A 22,661-nucleotide genomic window follows, 5' to 3' on the forward strand; every position below is an offset into this window, starting at 1 on the left:
TTCTAACGATCGATTGGGTCAATCGGACTGTTGGTTTTAGTGTTAATGAAAGAGAGGGGTTGGATGATCAGTTATGTTTATTTAATTTTTCCATACGCTTTTTCAGTGATTTCGAATCCGGCTTGTAGTGGAGACCTTTCTTTAAAATCGCAATGGCTTCTTCTTTATTGTTTTGTTTCATTAATAAGTCGCTTAATGCTGCATAGAGGGGGGCCAAGCGTGGGTTCAATGTTATGCCTTTTTGATAGGCTTGCATCGCTTCGGCATTGTTGCCGAGTCGTTCAAGGATTTGGCCGCGATCGTAGAGTATTTTTGGCATCAATAAGCTATCCGGTTTGCCATGTGTCAAGACGTATTCGATTTGTTTTAATGCTTCGTTCCGAAATTTATCAGCTTCATCTTTGGAAATGCTGCTGTTGGCTAAATTGATACTGTGCAAACCGGCGCAATAATGATGATAATGAATAAAATTGGACCCCAGTCTTTTCTTCCAAGTTTGGTATAGCTGGCTTTTATCACCCGACGAACGCGCCTTACAATAAGGCGGTAGCCGGCTGAAATCTGCATCGCTTTTAGGCCAAGCGCCGAATGCCGATGTGCTGAATAACAGAAATATAGACAATACGCTTGAATGAAAGAGTTTAATCATAAAAATGACCTGGTTGTTACTTATTTGTTTAAATGTTTTGATGTCATTTGCCGAACAATTGTTATTTGTAAGTGATGGAGCATTCATTTAATTTATTAGATGGAAATTATTCACACCCACTATCGTTCCCGCGCTCCGGCGTGGGAATGAAGACCGAGACGCTCTAGCGTCTCGTAACGCTGGAGCGGTACTCAGGCGTTCCCACGCCGGAGCGTGGGAACGATAATTTCCGGGGGACTGTATAGTTACATTAGATGACATCCGCAAACCAGTTTTCGGCGCGTTTGAAGAACCAGTAGCTAAACGGTAGTATCACCAAAGTCAATATCGCACCGGGATACAATGCATCGAAATCGGGCGGCAAGCCTTTCAGCATGACGCGTTGAAAGCTGTCGATAATACCGGCTAATGGGTTCAAGGTATATAGCGTATAAAGTTTTTCCGACCAAACGCCTGCGGCTTGTTCTTCGATCAGTTTTTTATGAACCAAGCTGAGCGGATAGATGACCGGCGACCCATACATTAGCAAGGAAAGCGCAACCGGCAGGGCTTGCGAGACGTCTCGGTAGTAAACGTTTAATGCCGCACCGAAAAAACTGATCGTCAATGCGACGATCATCGTATAGAGAATGATAGCCGGCACCCAAAAGGCTTGAACGGTCGGCATCATCCGGTAATAGATCATCATACCTGCAAGGATGACGAAGCTGATTGTTAGTTCGACCATTTTGGTCGCCATTGCAGTGATTGGGAAAACTTCGCGCGGAAAATAGATTTTTTTGATCAATGCGGCATTCGACGTGACGCTGTTAACTCCTTCGGAAGCGGATTCCTGAAAAAATACCCATGGCAATAATGCGGCAAAGGTGAGTATAGGGTAGGGGACATCGCCGCTGTCGATGCCGACAAAGCTTCTGACTAACGTAAAAATCAGCATCAGCATTATAGGCTTCAATACGGCCCATAAAATGCCAAGATAGGCTTGTTTGTAACGGATAACGATGTTTTTCCAGGCTAGGGCGGCGATCAGTTCGCGGTATTTGAACAGGTTTATCGTAAATTTAACCATCGATTTGTCAGTGTGTTATTCAAGTGCTGGTGATTGAGAAAATTCGTATTCGCTATATTTCGTCGCTGCTAATGTCGTTAAATAGGGCGCTGGGGATAATTTAAGAATTTCGCCCCAAATTATCCCCCTTTTGAAAAAATCTCCCCTAACCCCTTTTTTCCAAAGAGGGGAGCGTCGGTAACCATGCTTGGATGCAATGATTATTTCCAACCATATTCTAAAATTTCTCCGGCAAGCTCAGATAATATTTTTGGAAGATTGCTTGTAAGCCATCGCACAGTTCGCGAACTTTCGGATCGATTTCAGGCGGATTTCTGCGTTTGATCGAACTGGAAAATATCCCCTTGATCATGCGATCTTGATATTCGATACCGATAAAATTGCAGATGTTTTTAACATTAAATTCCGGTTGCGTTACCAGATCTTCGTAGGAAATCACAAGTACCCGATTGTCTTGTTGGAACCGTTGATTGAAGAATAGCATGTTACGGAAATACCATTGTATTGCCGATGCGGTTGAATCGCCGATTCCGACCGAGATCAAATCTTTTAAAATAGTGCGGGTTTCTTCCGTCATTCCCCGTCCCAGCCATTCCTGGCTGCCGCCATGAACGATTCGTATTACTTGTTTTTCCATGTTTGGAAATGAATTTAGCATGGATGATACGACGTCATCGTAGTCTCTGACAATCCAAATGGTTTTGGCCGGTTGAAAAAATGCCATGAGTTCGGTCAGGTCTTGAAGTTCGCACAGGGCTTTGATAATGAACCTAGGTGCGCGCGATCGTTTGACCAGTCCCTGGATTGTTTGTCGATCGCGCATTTGATAATTGTCGAATGCGCGGGTATCGCGTTCGTGGTAAACGTCGGTCTCCAGACTTTTTTCCAAAATATCCATCAGCATATTGGTGCCTGAGCGTTGCATGCCGGCGATAAATATTCGCTCTTGCGAACAATGATTGAATTTCGGCAGCATCCAATAGGCTTTTTTAACCCATAAAAACATGCGTCGAGTCAATTCGTTTTTGATGTGATTGAGTTTTCTTTTCATTGTTTACGAGCGTATTTTATGGGGCGATAAGTTTTTTAATTGTTGTTTCAGTCGCCGTCGGAAAATGCTTAAATTGTAGTCTGTATTTTTGAAACGACTTGTCGAGTTTTTCCGGATGCCTCCGGGGGAATCACATCGGTTTGTTTTAAGACGGTTTGGCAATCCTTTCCGAATCGTGCTTTGAATTTTTCCTCGATACTTTTTTCTGAAGCGTTATCCCAATAGTCGTTGATCACGATCAAAATCTCGAAATTATTGATGTCATGCTGAATGATTTTAAATTGCTCGACGCCTTCGGTTTCCCGGAGAATATAGATTGCTGCTAATGCATGAACGATAGAGCCGTCTTGATGGACCAGAAAATCGGTGCTGCGGCCGTGAATTTGTTCGATGACATGCAAACCACGTCCGTCTTTATCGGTCTCGTTCGATAATGATGCCATATCGCCGGTTCGATAGCGAATGAACGGCTGTGCTTCGGAGCATAAGCCGGTGATGACGACTTCGCCGGTTTCGCCGGGGTTTACCGGTTGGCCTTGCGCGTCGAGTATTTCAACGATGTTGCTTTCGCTCATTTGCAGCATTTGTCGATGTGCGTTTTCGTGCGCGATAAAGCCGGCGTCGCGGCTTCCGTATTCGTTGGCGACCGGTACTTTGAATGTTTCGGCTATGATTTCCCGTTGTTCAGGGTAGAGCGGTTCGCCGGTCGTGCAGACGACTTTGAGGTGGGGCAGTTGGATCGTTTTTCCGGTTTGTCGGGCGTGTTTGCAGAGTAAGGTCAGGCTGCTGGCGTAGCCATAGATGCAGCGTGGTTGAAATTTTTCGATCGCTTTCAAGTAATCGCTCATTTTTTCCGGCGACATTTGAAAGGCGTTGAGCAGGAGTTGGTTCAACAAGCGGTCGCGTATCGTTTTGATGCGGTCGGTTTTATTAAGTTCGACCGGTGCGCCCCATAAGTAGACTTCCGGTTCGCCGACATTGAAGCCGAACCAGCGTCTTGCGCGTATTCGGCTGGCCATGTCGGCGGCTTGACGTTGTCTTCCGTAATAAAAAATCAGCGGTTGTCCGCTCGAGCCGCCGGTGGTGTAGCGATATGCGCCGCCGGGTACGCCGTGCCAGACCATGTCATGGCCGTGTTGTTGGGCGTCTATGCGGGTCATTGTCGGGATTTTGGGTAAGTCGGCGAGGGTGAGTTGATCCAGATTTAGGCCGGCAGCTTCGATGCGTTTAGCGTGCCAGAGCGAATGTTCTTTGGCGGTTTTCAGTAAGGTTTGCAGTTTTTTGAGTTGCAGCGCTTCGATTTCTGCTCGGGACATCCATTGCGTTTTTTCCAGTTCTTTTAGATAAGGAAAAGTCGGTCTGTTCAAGAGTTTTTCTTGAAGGGGGTATACGATATTCCGGGATATGAAAGGATGCATTGTTAGTATTATTAGAAAAATGTGGCGGTCTGGTTTAAAGGTAGCATAAAGAAAGCAGTGGCCAAGAGAGATTTAAAAGTAAGTATTCAGATCCTATTTGCTTTTTTCCAAACTCCGGTTTGGGAAGCTCTTCACGTCTTTTACGTGTAAGTATTCAGTCCCCCTCTCTGAAAAAGAGGGGCTAGGGGAGATTTTTTAAATAAATCCCCCTCAATCCCCCTTTTTCAAAGGGGGAGGCTAACAATTTCGCCTGAATTGCGGTAATTTGCCAACGGGGTCTGAATACTTACCTTTACGTAAGTTCTTGCTTATTGGTTTCGAGAAGCTATAGCTTCTCGAACTGCGTTCCCAAGCAAAGAGCTTGGGAACGAGCGAAACTTATCACTATGTTTCGCGCGGCCATCTTTGTGGTTGTTCTCCGCGGTTCCCCAAGCTCCTGCTTGGGGAAACGATACGTGAAGCTCTAGCTTCGCGAAAATGAAAAAGAAGCTAATGGCCTTTAATTTCAGCGTTTACAGCTGAGCCAAGTTCAATCGGTCTAGTAGGTCTCCGGAAGCCGGAGCTTCTCGAACTGCGTTCTCAAGCAGAGAGCTTGGGAACGAGCGACAGCAACCCCATCTCATTCAGTGCCGATTTGTGTCAATCGTTCTCGTAGTTTATCGAGGTTATCTATTTCCCATAATTGGTCTGCCAGTGTTTCGAGTTGTGTGTTTTGCAATTGCTGGATGCGTTTTTGAACGTCGTTCGGTATTGGTCCGAATCGTCGTTTGAGTAGTCGGAGAATAATAGTAGATTCTCCTTCTAGTTTGCCCTCAGCCTTGCCTTCTAGCTTTCCTTCTAGTTTGCCTTCTAGCTTTCCTTCTGAATAAACATCCTGATAAAAGCGGGTTTGTTTTAGTTCGATATCGTTATAACCTAGCATTGCTTGTATCTCCTCGCGGCTCAATCGCGGTAGTTTATAGACCATGATGGTTTCGACCCATTCCAGCCAATACGCCGCTAAGATAGTCTAACTCGACTAGTTCAATAGCTTATCGTAGACCGCTTGCACTTTTTCTGCATGCGTTTCGACGTCAAAGGTTTTCAAGGCATGTTGCCGGGCGTTTTTTCCTAGCGATGTTCGCAACTCACTGTCTTTGTAATATCTTTCGATTTGTTCGGCAAGCGATGAGGCATCTTTCGGCGTGAATAGCAGGCCGGTTTTGTTATGTTCCATCATTTCCGCGGCGCCGCCGTGATTGGGGCCTATTAACGGTCTACCCATTGCCAATGCTTCGATTACGACCGTTCCGAGGGGTTCGGGGCTGGTCGAGGCCGATACGATGACGTCGAGGCCGTTGTATACGGGTTCCATTTTTGCGACATGGCCGGTAAATACGACGATGTCGTCGAGTTGTTCGTCGATGACTCGTTGCCGGAGCGCTGCTTCATAAGCTTGGCAATCGTCCGGCGTGCCGCCGATGATGAGCATTTTTAAATGGGGTATTTTTTCTCTTAATAGTTTGGCGGAATCGAGAAACATTTCTTGGCCTTTCCACGGGATTAACAGGCCGATTAGGCCGACGGCAAAATCGTTTGCCGTAATGTCATGGTCTTTTCTGAATGCGCTGCCGTCGGCTTCGATGTCCAGTTTTTCCAATTCTATGCCGTCGTAGATGACGTCGATTTGGTCTTCGGGAAATTGTAGTTTTTCCCGCACGCTTTTGGCAACCCAATGCGATACCGATATCAACCGGTCGGAAAGGCTGTAGGCCCATTCCATCAAACGAGAGCCTTTTTGATCGCCGCGAACGTGACAGACGGTGGGTATGTTTAAGATTTTGCCGACGAGTAGGGCGGCTCGGTTACAAAGCGGTTCGTTATTGGCATGAATTAAATCGGCTTTAAAGTTTTTCGCAGTCCACAGCAATCGAACGAAAAAAGGCAGGAAGTTCGCGGTATCGTCCGTTCTGGCAAGTATTTGGTTGATGACGAATCGTAAGCCGGGGATTTTATCGGGCCATGTTGCGGGGTCTATGTTTCGATGCGCGCCGACGATGTCGATATGTCTGTCGGCTATGTGTTTCCATTCCGCTTCTTGGGCGATTTCTTTGTAATGCGGACCGGTTCTGCCGGTGACGACCATCGGGATGTATCGTTGCCGATCGAGATTTCGAACCAGATGGCGAAGACAAATGATAGCGCCGCCGTAGCCGATGCCGTTTTCTACGTAAAGAATGCGTTTTGGGGGCGGGGTTTGCATGTTTTACTCACCATTCGGTCGTTGTTTTACGGTTTGTTTATTGGTAAATATTCAGTCCCTCTCTTTGAAAAAAAGAGGGGTTAGGAGAGATTTTTTAAATAAATCCCCCTCAATCCCTCTTTGTCAAAAGGGGGAAGCCAAGTTTAGAATTTAATTTGTAGGCAGGGGACTGAATAATTACGTTTATTGTAGTCGAAATTAGCCGTAGGTGTTTTGTGTGTTAGTGTTGTTCGGTTTTAGTTAGATAGGTGTAGATTTGTTTGATGTATTCGATGAAGTCTTGTGTGTGCTCTTTGGCGATCGTGTAAGTGATATTGATATTGATTTCATCGTTCCTACGCTCTGCGTGGGAATGCATCCCGGGACGCTCTGCGTCCCCAGAGGTCGATAATCCCGACAAGAGCAAGTATATTCCTTAGTCCAATTGCCCGCCGCAGTCGACGCAGAGCGTCTAAAGCGGCATTCCCACGCAGAGCATGGGAACGAGCGTTTTGAGGGGATACCTCAGAACCCGATCCCTTTTACTTATTAACTTGGTAGTTATTTTAATGCGCTTGACCACGACTTTTATAAGGGTTCATCTGAAATGAAATGCGCAAGGTTAGCCCGTATTTCGGCAATGACATCCATGCTGAGTCCAGTCAGTTCGGCTATGTCTTCATCGCTCATCTCCCGGCGGATCATTCTGATCGCTAAGTTGCGTTTTTCATCTAGCCGGCCTTCTTCTCTTCCTTTTTCAATTCCTTCTTCTCTTCCTTCTTCCCTACCTTCATCCCTCGCTGTATCGATTACGTTTTTGAGATCGCGGTAGTATTTCAGACTGGATTCATAGGCGTCGCGTTCTTCCGGTTGAAAGCGGGCGATCCGAGCTTTTTCGAACAGGCTCAGGAAGACCCTTTCGCGCAGCCTTGGCGGAATTTCGTCCAGTTCATGCAGGTGGCGGAACACGTAAAACCATTTATCTTGCAGCGTGTCCAGTTCATCCTCGGTTTTGGTGAAATTGGGCAGGGTCAAATAAATAAAGGTTAATTTGTCGTAAAAAACCTGATGGTGTTGGTTTTTCAATTGGACTCGATGCACGACTTCGTGACGGCCTTGGCTTTCGTCTTCATCAAAGACAAAATCCAGGATGCCGATCGTATAAACCGCAGCCAGCTTAAAATTCCAGTCGCCTCGCTCGGCTTGCTGTTGAATCGGAAAAGTGGAATAAAACACGCTACGATTTTTAAAGAAGTTCTGCTTAGCCTTTTGCAATTCTACAATGAAGTATTCGCCGGTCGAGCTGACACAACTGAGGTCGAAAATCGCTTTGCGGTCTAAAGCCGAAGCCCCCTGACGTTCATTTTGATTGAATTGCAACTCTTGAATTTGGTGTTTTTCCGGCAGCAGGGTATTTAAAAAGCTGATCAAGTGCTCTTTACTGGCCTCTTCGCCAAACGCTTTTTTGAAACCGAAGTCGGTAAACAGGTTGATATATTTTTCTTTCACGGCAAGGATTGAGCTTTATGCGAGTTGTTATGGCTAAGTATATATTGTTCGGTTTTTCATGCTTTACACGAACCCGACATCGTCCTCTGATTTTCGCCGACCGTATCTACCCGGTTCTGTGAGCAAGGCGCTTAAAACCAGGGCAAACACATTAAAAATTCGTTGGAAACATAAAATCGCTGCCAGCGAAGGAACATTAGCCTCTTTTTCACTGGTATCGCGAAGTAGAGCTTCACGTATCGGTTTCCCAAGCAGGAGTTTGGGAAACAGCAGATTTCTCTCCTTCCCAAGCTCTAGCTCTCTTCGTTATACACAAATATCGGTAAACTTGCCAAACAGAGGTCATCGTAGTTCCTACGCTCTGCGTCCCCAGAGGTCGATAATCCCGACAAGAGCAACCAGGTATTCTCTACAGTTTCTTAATCCAATTGCCCGAGGCAGTCGACGCAGAGCGTCTAAAGCGGCATTCCCACGCAGAGCATGGGAACGAGCGTTTTGAGGGGATACCTCAGAACCCGGTCCCTTTTACTTATTAATTGGTAGTTATTTTAATGCGCTTGACCACGACTTTTATAAGGGTTCATTTGAAATGAAATGCGCAGGGTTAGCACGTATTTCGGCAATGACATCCATGCTGAGCCCAGTCAATTCTGCTATGTCTTCATCGCTCATCTCCCGGCGGATCATTCTGATCGCTAAGTTGCGTTTTTCATCTAGCCGGCCTTCTTCTATTCCTTCTTCCCTACCTTCATCCCTCGCCGTGTCGATTACGTTTTTTAGATCGCGGTAGTATTTCAGACTGGATTCATAGGCGTCGCGTTCTTCCGGTTGAAAGCGGGCGATCCGGGCTTTTTCGAATAGGCTCAGGAAGACCCTTTCGCGCAGTCTTGGCGGAATTTCGTCCAGTTCATGCAGGTGGCGGAACACGTAAAACCATTTATCTTGCAGCGTGTCCAGTTCATCCTCGGTTTTGGTGAAATTGGGCAGGGTCAAATAAATAAAGGTTAATTTGTCGTAAAAAACCTGATGGTGCTGGTTTTTCAATTGGACTCGATGCACGACTTCGTGACGGCCTTGGCTTTCGTCTTCATCAAAGACAAAATCCAGGATGCCGATCGTATAAACCGCAGCCAGCTTAAAATTCCAGTCACCTCGCTCGGCTTGCTGTTGAATCGGAAACGTGGAATAAAATACGCTACGATCTTTAAAGAAGTTCTGCTTAGCTTTTTGCAATTCTACAATGAAGTATTCGCCGGTCGAGCTGACACAGCTGAGGTCGAAAATCGCTTTACGGTCTAAAGCCGAAGCACCCTGACGTTCATTTTGATTGAATTGCAACTCTTGAATTTGGTGTTTTTCCGGCAGCAGGGTGTTTAAAAAGCTGATCAAGTGCTCTTTACTAGCTTCTTCACCAAACGCTTTTTTGAAACCGAAGTCGGTAAACAGGTTGATATATTTTTCTTTCACGGCAAGGATTGAGCTTTATGCGAGTTGTTATGGCGAAGTATATATATTGTTCGGTTTTTTCATGCTTTAGACGAACCCGACATCGTCCTCTGATTCTCGCTGAGCGTATCTACCCGGTTCTATGAGCAAGGCGCTTAAGATCAGGGCAAACACATTAAAAATTCGTTGGAAACATAAAATCGCTGCCAGCGAAGGAACATTAGCCTCTTTTTCACTGGTATCGCGAAGCTAGAGCTTCACGTACCGGTTTCCCAAGTAGGAGTTTGGGAAACAGCAGAATAATCTGCCCCAAAGGCGTTACTAAAATCGTGCCTACGTCCAAACAAAGTGATGGGTTTCCGCTTCGCTGCTACCCATCATCCTACAGCTCACTGCCATTAAGTTAAGCCTTTTCTGGTTCCCACGGTCCTCCGTGGGAATCCATACCTTGGCTGCCGAAACCAGATCGGTATGCGTTCCCACGCTGGAGCGATGGGAACGAGGAAAAATCTCCCCCAGCCACTCTTTTTCAAAGAAAGGAGTAAAACTCCAAGGACCTTAACTTAATGGCATTGATCCTACAGCTGGGGATTGTTTCCACAGTGGATGAAGCTGTTAGCAAATTTTAGGCGAAAATTTGCCGTTGTTGCGGATCAGGACGGTGTCGCCGCTTTGGGCGAGTACGTATAAGCCTTTGCGGTATGCGTATCGAGCGACGTCGTTCGGCATGACCATGGCGGCAACAGCGCCCATTAATTCGACATCCCGGTATTTTGGCAATAAGCGTTTCAATTTTTCCAGTCGGTTCAAATGTTCGTTGACGTCGTCGATGGACATTTGGCTTTTGCATTCCATGGCAATTGCGGTTTGTTCGTTGACGACTAATAAATCGATTTCGGCCGATTCGCCGTTTCTTTCGGCATAGACGTTCGGATGGACTTCATGCACGTCGATGCTGCGTTCGCGAAACAGGTTAACAAGTGCCGGACGGACCATTTCTTGTACGAAGTCGCCTAATCGGTTGCCCAGGTCGCCGATGCTTTTGCTGACTTCTTTAACCAGACGTTCGGTGTTTTGGAATTTACGATCGGTTTCTTCTAAGCGGCGTGCGACTTCGCGAAACATTTCCCAAACTTCATCACGGGTTACGGTGGTCATTGCGGCTCTCCTGATACTTTTGACATAAGCGTTTTATCAATGATCTAATGCAATGATTATAATTGTTTTTTAGATATAGCGGGAATTACTGAGATTGTGAGTATTCAGTTCCGCGACCATTCTCGTTCCCATGCTCTGCGTGGGAATGTCTGAGTATCGCTCCAGCGGTACGAGACGCTAGAGCGTCTCGTGCTGCATTCCCACGCTGGAGCGTGGGAACGATAGGTGGGGTGTGAATAATGACCTGAGGTTAGTCATGGCGTTAAACGTTGCAATTAAACAGGGCATCGGTGAAGAAGACTATTTGCAGGGAGAGCTGTCTTCGGAAATCAAGCATGAGTTGATCGATGGTGTTGCTTATGCGATGGCGGGTGCCAGTAAGGATCATGAGCGTATCGCCGGTAATATTTTTGTTCTTCTGCATGTTCATTTGCAAAACCATTCGTGCGAACCTTTTGCGAGCGACGTGAAAGTAAAGGTTGATAAAGATTTCTTTTATCCCGATGTCATGGTGGTTTGTGAAGATCGTTCCGAGAATCCTTATTACACCGATTCTCCGACGGTTTTAGTCGAAGTGTTGTCGTCATCGACGCGCCGCATGGATCAAACGATAAAGCGCATGGCTTACCAATCGATTCCAAGTTTACAAGAGTTGGTATTGATCGAGCAGGATTTTGTCGATGTCGAAGTATGCAGACGCAGCAACGATTGGTTGTCGCGGCATTATTTTTTAGGCGATGAATTTATGCTTGAATCCGTAGGATTGACTTTGTCGGTTGCCGATATCTATCGGCGTGTTCAGATTCCCGATATGCTTGCTTATTTGCAGCAACAAGAGCTTTCATGAAGCCTTCCCAACGCACGCCGGGATGTTCACGCTCTTTCCCAAGCTCCAGCTTGGGAAAGACACACCGGAAGCTCCAGCTTCCTGAGACCGACACAACCTCCGCACATTCCCTGACTCGCTCGTTCAATCTGCCTTGATTGTCGGGAAGCTAGAGCTTCCTGAACAGGTTACCCAAGCTGGAGCTTGGGTAACAGCATATTTTAGTTTTTGCGGCTACGACTGGGCCTCGCTCGGACACTTGGCTTCGGCAAGCTGAAGCATCTTGCTAATCAGGACTGATTTTTAGGTTGATTGGTTTGGTCAGTTATAGATTTTTTATTTTGCGCAACATCTTGATTATTCCTTCTGGCATTAAGCAGGCTAGCCAGTAGAGCAGGGCGCGTTTACTGGGCTTTTCTTTGAGACTGGCCGAAAATGCTTGCCGGGCGGTGATCAAATCGTACTCGCTAAAATGCCAATAGCCTAAGTCGGCATAGGCATCGGCTACGAGCCGGTCGGGGTCGATATTCTGTAATGACAGGTCTTTTGCCGCGTAATTTCGAATCGAGGTCATGACTCTCGCCAGATCGTTGAGTAGCGGCGCGGTTAGTTGCGTGGCGTTGTTGCCGTGTTGTCGGCGCAGCATCAGAATGTCGGGCATACAGGCGATCGGATGTTTCGCGGCGATTTTACTCCAACATTCCAAATCTTCGCCGAAACGTATGCTTGGATTGAAACAGCCGGCTTCAATCAACGCCGATTTTTTGACCAGCACAGTACCGGTCGGGATGAAGTTTTTGGTGACGAGTTCGGCCAGGCCGTTCGGAATAGGGCGGTTTTCGAGTGCCTGAAATTTGCTCAACAAATTGTGTTTGTTTAATACCGATTCGGTGATGATCCGGTTGCTGTTGTCGATTTCGGCCATGTCGCCGGCGATCAAGACTAACTCGGGAGAGTTTTGTAGGACATTTAATTGTCGTTCGATCTTTTGCGGCGTCCATTGGTCGTCGGCATCGAGAAAGGCTATCCAATCGTTTTTTGCGGCATCGATGCCTGTGTTTCGAGCGGTCGAAGGGCCTTGATTTGGCTGATTGATGAAAATAATAGGGCCTGATTGCGATTCGACGACGGTTTGCGTATCGTCTGTCGAGCCGTCGTCGACGATGACGATTTCATCAACCGGCTGAGATTGGTTCAGGATGCTCCAGACGGCGTCTGCAATGAATGCGGCGCTGTTATAGGCGGGAATGACGACGCTGATTTTCATGAGTTAACGGATTTTTTTGGGGTGTATTGGCAAATTAGCCAGCCGGGCACTATTAAACCGCTTATTTTACCGATCATGGCAAGTTTCGGGTGTCGATAATATAGCCGGTATAAAAACGGGCCGAGTTTGGCGGGGCCTTCGATTCGTTCGATCGGGGGCAGGGTTTTTTGATTGAAGCGATTGACGACGGGGCTGTTTGGCGCAAGAAGAACTTCGGCCAATTCGGCCGAGGATAAAAAGCGCGTTCCGCGTAAGTTTTGCGTCAGTTTGTTCAACAGAATCTTCAGTCCTGCGAGCGAAAACTTGAATTCGTTTTCAGTGCGCGTGAAGTTGTAGCGGTGGGTCGAAATCGTAACGGGTAAAGCTTGTCGGTAGGCTTGTAGCGCTTCTTGATAGGCGCTGTCCGGCGTGTTTTTACCGTCGACCGGTTCGAACATGACGTTTCTGACTAAATAAACTTGCCCGAAGGCATTGATATCGCCGGTTCTGATCAATTGCTTGTCTTGAATATAGCGTCCGTCGTGCGCTCTTTCGGGACAGCGGTAGCCGGCTGTTTGAATCGCTTGTATCGAATGGCGGCTCCATTCGGCTTCGATGTCGTCGTCCCAGAGATAACAAGGGGCGACGGTCGTTAAAGTGGGATAACCGAACAAGCGTTGAAAGGTTTCGGTGGCCGTTTCGATGATTTTACGCGCTTTTTCCGTGCCGACCGGTTGTGTCGGTAAGTTGCTGCCATCGACATAATGCCCTTGCAAAGGCGAGTCGAGAGTTTCCCAGTCCCACCAGTGAGAATCGGCTTGTGCATTTGCCGTGCGCGGGTCGTTATTTCGGCAGAGCTTAACGAAGGCTTCGCCGTTCAGATGCTCCAATCCGTGCAATTGCGGGACGAATACGTCGTTCTCGATGCCTTTTTGCATCGTTCGATAAATGTCGGGGAAATCGCGGTCGAGTATTTTTCTCGGGTATTCGCCGCCGGATGCTTTTTCTAGCGCAGCGGTATCGGGTACCGCCAGCACGACATCTGCGGTCAGCACGGCGCTGCGTCCGGCGCTGTCTTTTTGTTCGGATAAGGCATTTAACAGGGCCTCAAGACGGTCGGCATGAAAATCGCCGCCCGGTCCCCAGTCGTCGCTTTCGATTAATATCGGCGTATCGGCGAAATAAGGTTCTTGCCAGGTTTTTAAGAATAGATCGCGCTTCCAAACAAAAAGGATTGTGGCGAGGAAGGTCCATATTGTCAGTAGTACGGTGATAATGATTAGCATGGTTTACTTGTAATTTTACTGGAAAAGGGTTTGGTGCTCTTTCACTCTATGGGAATGGGTTCTTGGCAAAACGTGGCTTACAGCCCCGTCCTAAATGTTTCGATCATGGCTAAAGCCGCCGAGGCGTTTGGTGCAAATCGAAACGTTGGGGACGGGTTAAATAACCCGTCCCGTAGAGGTATTTGTTTCTTATTCATTTGTATCGCGAAGCTAGAGCTTCACGTATCGGTTTCCCAAGCTAGAGCTTGGGAAACAGCAGACACCCCTGGCTTCGAAAGCGCGATCAGGGGATCGCTCCCACAGAACGTCCGCCGCTCTCTGCATAGGTATCTACACAAGTTTTCAGCTTTATAAAACAATTAGTTAAGTTAATTTTTCTGTTATCTAGGATAAAAAAGTAGACTAAAAACTTCAATTTTTAGTCCCTATCTTCATAAAAAACCAGAAGAAACTTTATAACAGCATGATATTAAAAGATAAAGATGTGTAGATACTTATGCGCTCTCTGTGGGAGCGACGCCTTCGTCGCGACTATCGAAGCCAGTAACGCTCAAACACCAATAGCCTTTCCGGACAACACAACAATTTAGCGCTCGGTCGCTACTTTTTGCATAATTAGATATATTTATACTTATGTATAAAGACGAGAGCTAGAGCTTGGGAAACAGCAGACACCCCTGGCTTCGAAATCGCGATCAGGGGATCGCTCCCACAAAGGATTACAGCGATGTGGGAGCGACGCCTTCGTCGCGATTATTGAAGCCACTGACTTTCAATATCCGCAGACTTATCAAACAGCACCGTTCCCAGATAATCGATAACCTCTGTCTAGCAAGTTTACCGAGAGTTCATTTTAGAAAACGAAAAACAACTCGGGCGATTATTCGAAACATTCCGCTTCATTTAGCGCTTTTCCTTCTCGATCCTTGTCGGAAAGAACCGGGTTGATGTTTGCCGGCCATTGTATGCCGATGGTCGGATCGTTCCAAGCGATGCAGCGTTCGAGTTCCGGTGCGTAGTAGTCGGTGGTTTTGTATAGAAAATCGGCCGTTTCGCTGAGTACGACAAAGCCGTGGGCAAAGCCTTGGGGAATCCACATTTGCCGGTGGTTCTCTTCGCTGAGCTCGGCACCGACCCATTGACCGAAGGTCGAAGAGCTTTTTCGAACATCGACTGCTACGTCGAATACGGCGCCGCTTACGACTCGAACGAGTTTGCCTTGTGCTTTTGGCGCAAGTTGATAGTGCAAGCCGCGCAGGACTCCTTTGGAGCTGCGGCTGTGATTGTCTTGAACGAATTGCAGATTGAGCCCAGTGGCTTGCCGGAATGACTCCTGATTATAACTTTCCAGAAAGAAGCCGCGGGCGTCCCCGAACACTTTCGGTTCGAGAAGGATGACGTCGGGGATTGCGAGCGGTGTGACTTTCATCAAAAAACCTTTTCGTTGTTAAGAATCCGTAATAGATATTGCCCATAGCCGTTTTTTGAGAGAGGCTGGGCCAATTGTTCGAGTTGGGTATTGTCGATCCATTTTTGCCGGTAGGCGATTTCTTCAGGACAGGCGACTTTTAATCCTTGGCGGTGTTCTATCGTGGCAATAAATTGGCCGGCATCGAGCAGCGAATCGTGCGTGCCGGTGTCGAGCCAAGCGTAGCCGCGTCCCATGATTTCGACATTGAGTTTTTTTTCGTTTAAATAGAGTCGATTCAAATCGGTTATTTCCAGTTCGCCGCGAGGAGACGGTTTAAGGTTTTTAGCGAGTTCGACGACATCGTTATCGTAAAAATAAAGGCCGGTAACGGCATAGTTGGATTTAGGTTGTTGGGGTTTTTCTTCCAGCGATAGCGCTTTGCCGTTATTGTCGAATTCTGCGACGCCATAACGCTCGGGGTCTTGCACATGATATGCGAATACCGTGGCGCCTTCGGTGCGATTCATTGCATTACCGAGCAATTGGTGGAGGTCATGACCGTAAAAAATGTTGTCGCCGAGTACCAATGCCGCTAAGTCGTTGCCGATAAAAGACTGGCCGATGATGAAGGCCTGGGCGAGTCCGTCGGGCGATTCTTGTACGGCATATTGCAGGTTTAATCCCCATTGTTCGCCGGTGCCGAGTAGTTGTTCGAAACGCGGCGTGTCTTGAGGTGTGGATATGATCAAGATGTCGCGTATTCCGGCTAGCATCAACGTGCTGAGCGGATAATAGATCATCGGTTTATCGAAAACCGGCAGTAATTGTTTACTAATCGCAAGTGTTGCCGGGTGCAGCCGGGTGCCTGAACCGCCCGCCAATATGATCCCTTTTCGAGTTGGAGGCGGTTTTTGAGTGGTAATTGAGCTTGCGGTCATGGTTTGCTCCAGTTTTTGTTCATAAGGTTTAAATCTTGATTGCATAATTCTCTGATTACCCGGTCAACATACAAACTCCAATCGGGAAAATGTAACCCTAAAGAATTGGCGAGTGAGCCGGTATTCAAACGCGAGTTTTTCGGACGCTGGGCAGGAAGCGGATAGGCTTCGGTTGGAATCGGCTGTATGTTTTCAGGTTTAAGCTTAAGTTGCATTCGGTTTTCGTGGGCTCGTTGAACGGCGTAACAGGCCAATCCGTGCCAGGTCGTTTCGCCGCCGGATGTCAAGTGGTATATGCCTCCGGTTAACTGATTGCGGCGATAACCGATAATGGCATGAGCGGTAACATCGGCAATGAGTTCGGCGCAAGTGGGCGCGCCGAATTGATCGGCTACGATATTCATATTATCGCGTTCTTGGGCGAGCCTCAGGATGGTTTTAATAAAATTATTGCCATGTGCGGAAAATACCCAGCTGGTTCGGAAAATCAGTGTATTGCATCGGCTATTTAAAATGACTTCTTCACCGGCGCGTTTCGATTTTCCGTAAACGCTTTGCGGGTTGGTGGCATCGGTTTCGAGATAGGCTTCTTTTTTTTCGCCGTCGAATACGTAATCGGTCGAGTAGTGCACAAGTAAGGTGCCGTTGGTTTTCGCGTATTGTGCCAAGACATCGACCGCCGCGGCATTGATTGCGTATGCGGCTTTCTCGTCTGTTTCGGCTTTGTCGACAGCGGTGTAAGCGGCGGCATTGACGATAATGTCAGGTTTGCGTTCTTTCAGTAAACCGAGTAACCCATCAGGGTTTTTCAGATCCGCTTCGTCGCGGCCGAATGCGCTAACTTGGCCAAGAGGGAGGAGTGTTCGTTGAAGTTCCCGTCCGACTTGTCCGTTTTTACCTAATAATAGTAAGTTCATGAGAGTTTTGTTTGAAATTGTGGTGCAAGTGACTCGTTGCTAAAAAAGATAGTGTATATTGACGCAATTTTCGGGCTAAACTTAATAAAAAATTCCAAACTTATCGATGGCCGTGTCGAGTTTGAAGGCTACTCACTTAACGCGGGATAGTTTAAGGTTAATCCTTAGGAATACGCACAAAATAACTTAATACAAGTAGTAGGCTTTGTGGCGGTTTGGTGACTCGCTTGACAGGACGCCGTGAATACATCCGTGTAGGCTTGACGGCGGCTATCCCTGCCGCCGACACCTGTCAATCGAGCCACCAAATCCCCTTCCAACCGTTGTCTAAGTTATTTCATGCTCGTTCCTTAGTGCTTTTGTCCCTCTTTAAGTGGGAAGCCAGTTTGAATAACAACAAAAAATGAAAATACTGCACATACTTGATCATTCGATTCCACTGCATAGCGGTTACACTTTTAGGACCCGTGCTATTTTAGAACAACAAAAAAAACTCGGTTGGCAAACGTTTCATGTGACTTCGGCCAAGCATAAAGTCGCCGAGCAAGCGGTTGAAGAAGTCGACGGGCTGCTTTTTTACCGGTCGCCGATGCCGCGATGTTTTTGGGCCGATTGGCCGATTGTGAACCAATGGGCGATTGTGAAATCGCTCTGTAAGCGCTTGGATGAAATCATTCCGGAAATCAACCCCGATGTTTTGCACGCGCATTCTCCCGCGTTAAATGGCTTGGCCGCTCTGAAAGCGGCACGAAAACACAATATTCCCTTGGTCTACGAGTGCCGAGCGTTTTGGGAGGATGCGGCGGTCGATCACGGTTCGACGACTGAAGGCAGTTTGCGTTATCGCTTAACTCATTATTTAGAAACTCAAGTGTTCAAGAATGCCGATGCCGTGACGACGATCTGCGAAGGTCTGCGAAACGACATTATCGGTCGGGGCGTTGCCGATAGCAAAATTACCGTAATTCCGAATGCGGTCGATATCGATAAATTCAGCCTCGGCGTCGAGGCCGATCTGTCATTGCGCGAACAACTGGGGTTAGTGGATAAGGTGGTATTGGGGTTCATCGGTTCGTTCTATGCCTATGAAGGTATTCCTCTTTTGCTCGATGCCTTGCCCGCGATTTTGAAGGAAATTCCGGATGTTCGTTTATTGTTGGTCGGCGGCGGTCCTCAGAATGACGCGATCAAGCAAAAGGCCAGCGATTTGGGTTTGCTGGACAAGGTCGTTTTTACCGGGCGAGTGCCGCATGATCGAGTGCAAGATTATTACAATCAGGTCGATATTTTCGTTTATCCGCGCCTGTCGATGCGTTTGACCGATTTGGTTACGCCGCTCAAACCGTTGGAGGCGATGGCGCAAGGGCGGTTGGTCGTGGCGTCCGATGTCGGCGGGCATAAGGAATTGATCGACGATGAAAAGACCGGTTATTTATTTGCAGCGGGAAATGCCGAAAGTCTCGCGCAAACGGTTCTGCGTTTGTTGAACAATCGTTCCCAATGGGATGCGATTCGCGCGAACGGGCGCCGTTTCGTCGAGGAAAAACGGAATTGGGCTTATAGCGTAAGCCGTTATCAAAATGTTTATCAGCGTTTGCTTCAAAAATGATTGTCCATGACTGATAAAACTCCTCGCCTCGTCGTTTTTTGCTCTTTGTTTCCTAGTTCCGCGCAACCGAATTCCGGTGTGTTCATTCGTGAGCGGATGTTTCGGGTCGGTCAGCAATTGCCGATTGTCGTAGTTTCGCCGGTTGCCTGGTTTCCGTTGCAAGGCCTGATCCGTTTGGCGAAGCCGGGTTTTCGGCCTCAGCCGCCGAAATTTGAATTACAACAGGGGGTTGAGGTTTATTATCCTCGTTTTTTGTCGATTCCGGGGGTCTTGAAACATTGGGACGGTTTTATGATGGCGTTGGGTTCTTTGCCGACCATGGTCCGATTGAAGCGGAGACACCGATTTAATATGATTGACGCGCATTTCGCCTATCCGGACGGTTATGCCGCGACCTGGCTCGGGAGATGGTTCAAGGCGCCGGTGACGATTACATTAAGAGGGACTGAAGTCAGTTTGTCGAAGTTTCCGGCACGCAAACTTCGGATTATTTCGGCCTTGCAGCGGGCCACGAAAATATTTTCGGTGGCCGATTCGCTCAAGCGTCACGTCGTTGCGTTGGGCATCGATTCGAACAAAATACAAGTCGTCGGTAACGGCGTCGATGCCGATAAGTTTCATCCGGTCGATCGCGCCGAAGCCAGGCGGGCTTTGAATTTGCCTGAAGGTGCGCCAGTATTGATATCGGTCGGCGGTTTGGTCGATCGCAAAGGTTATCATCGTGTCATTGACGTGATGCCGTTATTGCGCGAAGAATTTCCCGGCTTGATGTATTTGATCGTCGGCGGGGCTTGCGCCGAGGGTAATAATCGAAAGCAATTGGAACAACAAGTTGCCGACTTGAATTTGCAAAACCATGTCCGCTTTTTAGGGCCGTTGCCTTCGGAACAATTAAAATCGCCGTTGTCGGCATCGGATGTATTTGTATTGTCGACAGCCAATGAAGGGTGGGCCAATGTTTTTTTGGAGGCGATGGCTTGCGGTTTGCCGGTGATAACCACCGATGTCGGCGGCAATAGCGAAGTCGTCAATGATGCGTCATTAGGTACGATCGCGCCCTTCGGCGATGTTTCGGCATTAAAACTTGCTTTATCGGATGCGTTGAATAAACAGTGGGACAGGCAGGCGATCAGGCATTATGCCGAGCAGAACGCGTGGCATCGCCGTGTCGATACTTTGGTTGCCGAATTTAAGCGGATTATAGAAAAAACAAAAATCGATTAAAGGGTGAAAAATGGGATTTATTGCTGGCTGGTTGGGTACCGGTATCGATCGAAATCAAGCGCCTGAGCTTGCCGAATCGCTGAAAAATTGCGCGCCCTTGTCGACTAAAAAAACGATCGGCATACGCATAGCCGAATCGTTCGCTTTAGTCTCCGATGATAAACGGTCGCTTGAGCAGGGGCATTGCCGGCTTGCGCTTACCGGTCATGGTTTCGTGCCGCTAGAAGCGATTGTCGAAAACTATCAAGCTAAGGGCGCCGATTTTATCAAGGACATGCAAGGCGCATTTACCTTAATGTTGTTCGATGAATCCGAGAAACGCTTGTTGTTGGCGACAGACCGCCTAGGGCAAAATAATCTCTATTATGCGCAAACGCCGAACGGAATCGTGTTCGGTTCGACCGCCGATAGTGTTATCACGCACCCTGAAGTCAGTTCAGAGATTTCCCGCCAATCGATTTACGATTATGTCTATTTTCATCATTGTCCGAGCCCGCATACGATTTACCGACAAGTCCAAAAATTGGAGGGCGGGCAATTATTGACTTATCAAGATGGAAAAATCGCTCTGCAGTATTATTGGGTGCCGGTTTTTTCCGAACAAGGGGCTTATTCGCTCGAGAAATCCGGACAAGAATTACGGAATGAAATCATCGAAGCCGTCCGGCAGTCGGCTGCCGATTCGAATGTGACCGGCGCGTTTTTGAGCGGTGGGCTGGACAGTTCGAGCGTTGCCGGTGCGTTATCGAAAGTGTATCCGGAGCAAGCCAAAACTTTTACGATGGGTTTTCCGGTTGAGGGTTACGATGAGATCGAGTATGCGCGAATTGCAGTCGATCGTTTCAAAACCCAGCCGCATGAATACTATGTGACGCCGGACGATACCGTGGCCGCCGTGCCGAAGATTGCCGCATATTACGACGAGCCGTTCGGCAATTCGTCGGCGTTGGCGGCTTATTATTGCGCCAAATTGGCTAAGGACAACGGCATTCAGGTAATGCTGGCCGGCGACGGCGGCGATGAGTTGTACGCGGGCAATGAACGCTATGCGAAACAATTGTTGTTTAATCGCTATTATCGAATACCCGGTTTTGCTAGGACTTTGTTGAGAACCGGTTTGTACAATGCACCCGATGCGCTACTGAAAAATAAAATCCTATTCAAAGCCAAGCGCTATGTCGAGCAGGCCGAAGTTCCGTTGCCGGACCGTTTGCAAGACTATAACTTCATGAACCGTCATCCGGCTCAGGAAATATTTACCGATGATTTTTTGACAGGCATCGATATAGACCGGCCGATTCAGAGTCTACGAGATTGTTATCACCGACCGGAAAATGCTTCGGCTTTAAACCGTATGCTGTACATGGATTGGAAAACGACCTTGCATGATAACGATTTGGTCAAGGTCAATCGAATGTGCGAGATGGTCGGTGTCGAGGTGCGTTATCCGTTACTGAGCAACGAGATTGTCGATTTGTCTTGTCGGATACCGTCTTCGGAAAAGTTGAAAGGTCAGCAATTGCGTTGGTTTTATAAGCAAGCGATGCGCGACTTTTTGCCTGAGGCCATTATCAACAAATCCAAACACGGTTTCGGTTTGCCGTTCGGGATTTGGCTGCAGGACCACCAGCCGTTGAAAGAGCTGGCATACGATAGTATCGGCGCCTTGAAAAAGCGCGATTATTTTCGCGCCGATTTTCTCGATCATGCCGTCAATATGCATCAGAGCATACATGCCGCCTATTACGGCGAATTGATTTGGATATTGATGATGCTGGAGCTTTGGTTTCAGGCGAAAAATCATCACTAAGCCGTAATTCGCGGTTTCCCAAGCTCCAGATTTTTGCTGTTTCCCAAGCTCCAGCTTGGGAAACCGGTTCCGGAAGCTCTAGCTTCCCGTCCTACTTAAGGTGCAAAAACATGCCAAGAAGCAGTTATCGAGTGTTAACCAACCCTTGCCCGCATTTCCTGACAGCAACAATAAACCACTGGCTGCCATTGTTCACAAATCCAAAGTTAGTCGATATCGTGCTTGACTCCTGGCGTTATCTCCAGCGCAATGACAATTTTCAACTATACGGTTATGTCATCCTTGAAAATCACTTACATCTGATTGCCGCTTCCGAAAATTTAAGCCGTGATATCCAGAGATTTAAATCATACACGGCAAAACAACTCATTGCCCATCTTGAACAGCATCGTTCAAATAGATTATTTGGAATTACTGGCATTATTTAAACGGGTACACAAGCATGAGAGTGACTATCAGGTTTGGGAAGAAGGCAGCCATCCGCAAATAATAGAGTCAGAGAAGGTTATGCGTCAAAAGCTGGAATATATTCATCAAAACCCCGTTAAACGCGGCTATGTAGATAAGCCGGAACATTGGCGTTATTCCAGTGCGCGAAACTATTTAGGGCAAGAAGGGATGATCGAAGTGATTCGGCAATGGTGAGGGTCTCGGGAAGCTGGAGCTTCCGGGTTGGGTTTCCCAAGCTGGAGCTTGGGAAACAGCTGAACAAGGCTATGTAGATAAGCCGGAACACTGGCGCTATTCCAGTGCGCGAAATTATTTAGGGCAAGAAGGGATGATCGAAGTGGTTCGACAATGGTGAGGATCTCTGGAAGCTAGAGCTTCCGGGTTGTGTCTCCCAAGCTGGAGCTTGGGAGACAGCTGAGTGAG

At 47.6% G+C, this 22,661-nt stretch carries 19 protein-coding genes and 1 pseudogene; 5 read left to right on the forward strand and 15 right to left on the reverse strand.

The features are described from left to right. Nucleotides 1-67: 67 nt before the first annotated feature. The 10 genes from WJM45_RS06490 to WJM45_RS06535 form a co-directional block, all read right to left on the reverse strand. Nucleotides 68-649, reverse strand: a complete 582-nt coding sequence (locus WJM45_RS06490; protein ID WP_341328152.1) for a tetratricopeptide repeat protein — start codon at nt 647-649, stop codon at nt 68-70. A 250-nt stretch (nt 650-899) separates the two neighbouring features. Beyond that, on the reverse strand, nt 900-1,718 hold the full coding sequence (locus WJM45_RS06495; protein ID WP_341328153.1) for an ABC transporter permease: 819 nt from the start codon (nt 1,716-1,718) through the stop codon (nt 900-902). Between the two features lie 217 nt (nt 1,719-1,935). After that, on the reverse strand, nt 1,936-2,769 hold the full coding sequence (locus WJM45_RS06500) for a sulfotransferase (protein ID WP_341328154.1): 834 nt from the start codon (nt 2,767-2,769) through the stop codon (nt 1,936-1,938). Between the two features lie 68 nt (nt 2,770-2,837). Further along, nucleotides 2,838-4,136 carry an AMP-binding protein gene (locus tag WJM45_RS06505; protein WP_341328155.1) on the reverse strand — a complete coding sequence of 433 codons (1,299 nt, stop codon included), beginning with the start codon at nt 4,134-4,136 and terminating at the stop codon, nt 2,838-2,840. A 670-nt stretch (nt 4,137-4,806) separates the two neighbouring features. Continuing rightward, nucleotides 4,807-5,154 carry a DUF4351 domain-containing protein gene (locus tag WJM45_RS06510; RefSeq protein WP_341328156.1) on the reverse strand — a complete coding sequence of 116 codons (348 nt, stop codon included), beginning with the start codon at nt 5,152-5,154 and terminating at the stop codon, nt 4,807-4,809. A gap of 51 nt (nt 5,155-5,205) precedes the next feature. After that, entirely contained in the window at nt 5,206-6,429 is a 1,224-nt protein-coding gene (locus WJM45_RS06515; protein WP_341328157.1) for a glycosyltransferase family 4 protein, read from the reverse strand. A 220-nt stretch (nt 6,430-6,649) separates the two neighbouring features. Then, nucleotides 6,650-6,787, reverse strand: a complete 138-nt coding sequence (locus tag WJM45_RS06520; protein ID WP_341328158.1) for a hypothetical protein — start codon at nt 6,785-6,787, stop codon at nt 6,650-6,652. A gap of 209 nt (nt 6,788-6,996) precedes the next feature. Then, nucleotides 6,997-7,917, reverse strand: a complete 921-nt coding sequence (locus tag WJM45_RS06525; protein ID WP_341328159.1) for an Rpn family recombination-promoting nuclease/putative transposase — start codon at nt 7,915-7,917, stop codon at nt 6,997-6,999. A 570-nt stretch (nt 7,918-8,487) separates the two neighbouring features. Next, a complete protein-coding gene (locus WJM45_RS06530) occupies nt 8,488-9,384 on the reverse strand; it encodes an Rpn family recombination-promoting nuclease/putative transposase (protein ID WP_341328160.1) in 897 nt (298 codons plus the stop codon). 594 nt (nt 9,385-9,978) lie between these two features. Next, nucleotides 9,979-10,521, reverse strand: a complete 543-nt coding sequence (locus WJM45_RS06535; protein WP_341328161.1) for a DUF3782 domain-containing protein — start codon at nt 10,519-10,521, stop codon at nt 9,979-9,981. Nucleotides 10,522-10,777: 256 nt separating this feature from the next. Here WJM45_RS06535 and WJM45_RS06540 point away from each other — a divergent pair, with 256 nt between their 5' ends. Continuing rightward, the gene (locus WJM45_RS06540) at nt 10,778-11,368 is read left to right on the forward strand and encodes a Uma2 family endonuclease (RefSeq protein WP_341328162.1); all 591 of its coding nucleotides are present in this window, start codon (nt 10,778-10,780) and stop codon (nt 11,366-11,368) included. Nucleotides 11,369-11,672: 304 nt separating this feature from the next. Here the strand turns inward: WJM45_RS06540 and WJM45_RS06545 are convergent, their stop codons facing one another. The 5 genes from WJM45_RS06545 to rfbD form a co-directional block, all read right to left on the reverse strand. After that, on the reverse strand, nt 11,673-12,614 hold the full coding sequence (locus WJM45_RS06545) for a glycosyltransferase (RefSeq protein ID WP_341328163.1): 942 nt from the start codon (nt 12,612-12,614) through the stop codon (nt 11,673-11,675). Beyond that, a complete protein-coding gene (locus WJM45_RS06550; RefSeq protein WP_341328164.1) occupies nt 12,611-13,879 on the reverse strand; it encodes a hypothetical protein in 1,269 nt (422 codons plus the stop codon). Before WJM45_RS06550 ends, WJM45_RS06545 begins: the two co-directional genes overlap by 4 nt. An 880-nt stretch (nt 13,880-14,759) precedes the next feature. Further along, nucleotides 14,760-15,308: a dTDP-4-dehydrorhamnose 3,5-epimerase gene (gene rfbC / locus WJM45_RS06555; protein ID WP_341328165.1), complete on the reverse strand. Its 549-nt coding sequence runs from the start codon at nt 15,306-15,308 to the stop codon at nt 14,760-14,762. Continuing rightward, entirely contained in the window at nt 15,308-16,228 is a 921-nt protein-coding gene (gene rfbA / locus WJM45_RS06560; protein ID WP_341328166.1) for a glucose-1-phosphate thymidylyltransferase RfbA, read from the reverse strand. Before rfbA ends, rfbC begins: the two co-directional genes overlap by 1 nt. After that, nucleotides 16,225-17,145 (reverse strand): dTDP-4-dehydrorhamnose reductase, encoded by a 921-nt coding sequence (rfbD, locus tag WJM45_RS06565; protein ID WP_341328167.1) that lies wholly within the window; start codon nt 17,143-17,145, stop codon nt 16,225-16,227. The genes rfbA and rfbD overlap by 4 nt, the downstream gene beginning before the upstream one ends. 403 nt (nt 17,146-17,548) lie before the next feature. On the opposite strand from rfbD, the gene WJM45_RS06570 reads away from it, so the two are divergent. From WJM45_RS06570 to WJM45_RS06585, 4 genes and pseudogenes are all read left to right on the forward strand, one after another. Continuing rightward, the gene (locus tag WJM45_RS06570; RefSeq protein ID WP_341328168.1) at nt 17,549-18,754 is read left to right on the forward strand and encodes a TIGR04063 family PEP-CTERM/XrtA system glycosyltransferase; all 1,206 of its coding nucleotides are present in this window, start codon (nt 17,549-17,551) and stop codon (nt 18,752-18,754) included. Nucleotides 18,755-18,760: 6 nt separating this feature from the next. Next, on the forward strand, nt 18,761-19,978 hold the full coding sequence (locus WJM45_RS06575) for a glycosyltransferase (protein ID WP_341328169.1): 1,218 nt from the start codon (nt 18,761-18,763) through the stop codon (nt 19,976-19,978). 10 nt (nt 19,979-19,988) lie between these two features. Then, nucleotides 19,989-21,788: an asparagine synthase-related protein gene (locus WJM45_RS06580; protein ID WP_341328170.1), complete on the forward strand. Its 1,800-nt coding sequence runs from the start codon at nt 19,989-19,991 to the stop codon at nt 21,786-21,788. 110 nt (nt 21,789-21,898) lie between these two features. After that, nucleotides 21,899-22,433 (forward strand): annotated as a pseudogene (locus WJM45_RS06585) (transposase). Nucleotides 22,434-22,661: the final 228 nt, after the last annotated feature.

The sequence above is a fragment of the Methylotuvimicrobium sp. KM2 genome, assembly GCF_038051925.1.
Lineage (GTDB): Bacteria > Pseudomonadota > Gammaproteobacteria > Methylococcales > Methylomonadaceae > Methylotuvimicrobium.

Coding starts and splice junctions, on each gene's coding strand:
- WJM45_RS06490 (WP_341328152.1), bottom strand. CDS start 649: ATGATTAAACTCTTTCATTCAAGCGTATTGTCTATATTTCTGTTATTC.
- WJM45_RS06495 (WP_341328153.1), bottom strand. CDS start 1,718: ATGGTTAAATTTACGATAAACCTGTTCAAATACCGCGAACTGATCGCC.
- WJM45_RS06500 (WP_341328154.1), bottom strand. CDS start 2,769: ATGAAAAGAAAACTCAATCACATCAAAAACGAATTGACTCGACGCATG.
- WJM45_RS06510 (WP_341328156.1), bottom strand. CDS start 5,154: ATGGTCTATAAACTACCGCGATTGAGCCGCGAGGAGATACAAGCAATG.
- WJM45_RS06515 (WP_341328157.1), bottom strand. CDS start 6,429: ATGCAAACCCCGCCCCCAAAACGCATTCTTTACGTAGAAAACGGCATC.
- WJM45_RS06520 (WP_341328158.1), bottom strand. CDS start 6,787: ATGCATTCCCACGCAGAGCGTAGGAACGATGAAATCAATATCAATATC.
- WJM45_RS06535 (WP_341328161.1), bottom strand. CDS start 10,521: ATGACCACCGTAACCCGTGATGAAGTTTGGGAAATGTTTCGCGAAGTC.
- WJM45_RS06540 (WP_341328162.1), top strand. CDS start 10,778: ATGGCGTTAAACGTTGCAATTAAACAGGGCATCGGTGAAGAAGACTAT.
- WJM45_RS06545 (WP_341328163.1), bottom strand. CDS start 12,614: ATGAAAATCAGCGTCGTCATTCCCGCCTATAACAGCGCCGCATTCATT.
- WJM45_RS06550 (WP_341328164.1), bottom strand. CDS start 13,879: ATGCTAATCATTATCACCGTACTACTGACAATATGGACCTTCCTCGCC.
- rfbC (WP_341328165.1), bottom strand. CDS start 15,308: ATGAAAGTCACACCGCTCGCAATCCCCGACGTCATCCTTCTCGAACCG.
- rfbA (WP_341328166.1), bottom strand. CDS start 16,228: ATGACCGCAAGCTCAATTACCACTCAAAAACCGCCTCCAACTCGAAAA.
- rfbD (WP_341328167.1), bottom strand. CDS start 17,145: ATGAACTTACTATTATTAGGTAAAAACGGACAAGTCGGACGGGAACTT.
- WJM45_RS06570 (WP_341328168.1), top strand. CDS start 17,549: ATGAAAATACTGCACATACTTGATCATTCGATTCCACTGCATAGCGGT.
- WJM45_RS06575 (WP_341328169.1), top strand. CDS start 18,761: ATGACTGATAAAACTCCTCGCCTCGTCGTTTTTTGCTCTTTGTTTCCT.
- WJM45_RS06580 (WP_341328170.1), top strand. CDS start 19,989: ATGGGATTTATTGCTGGCTGGTTGGGTACCGGTATCGATCGAAATCAA.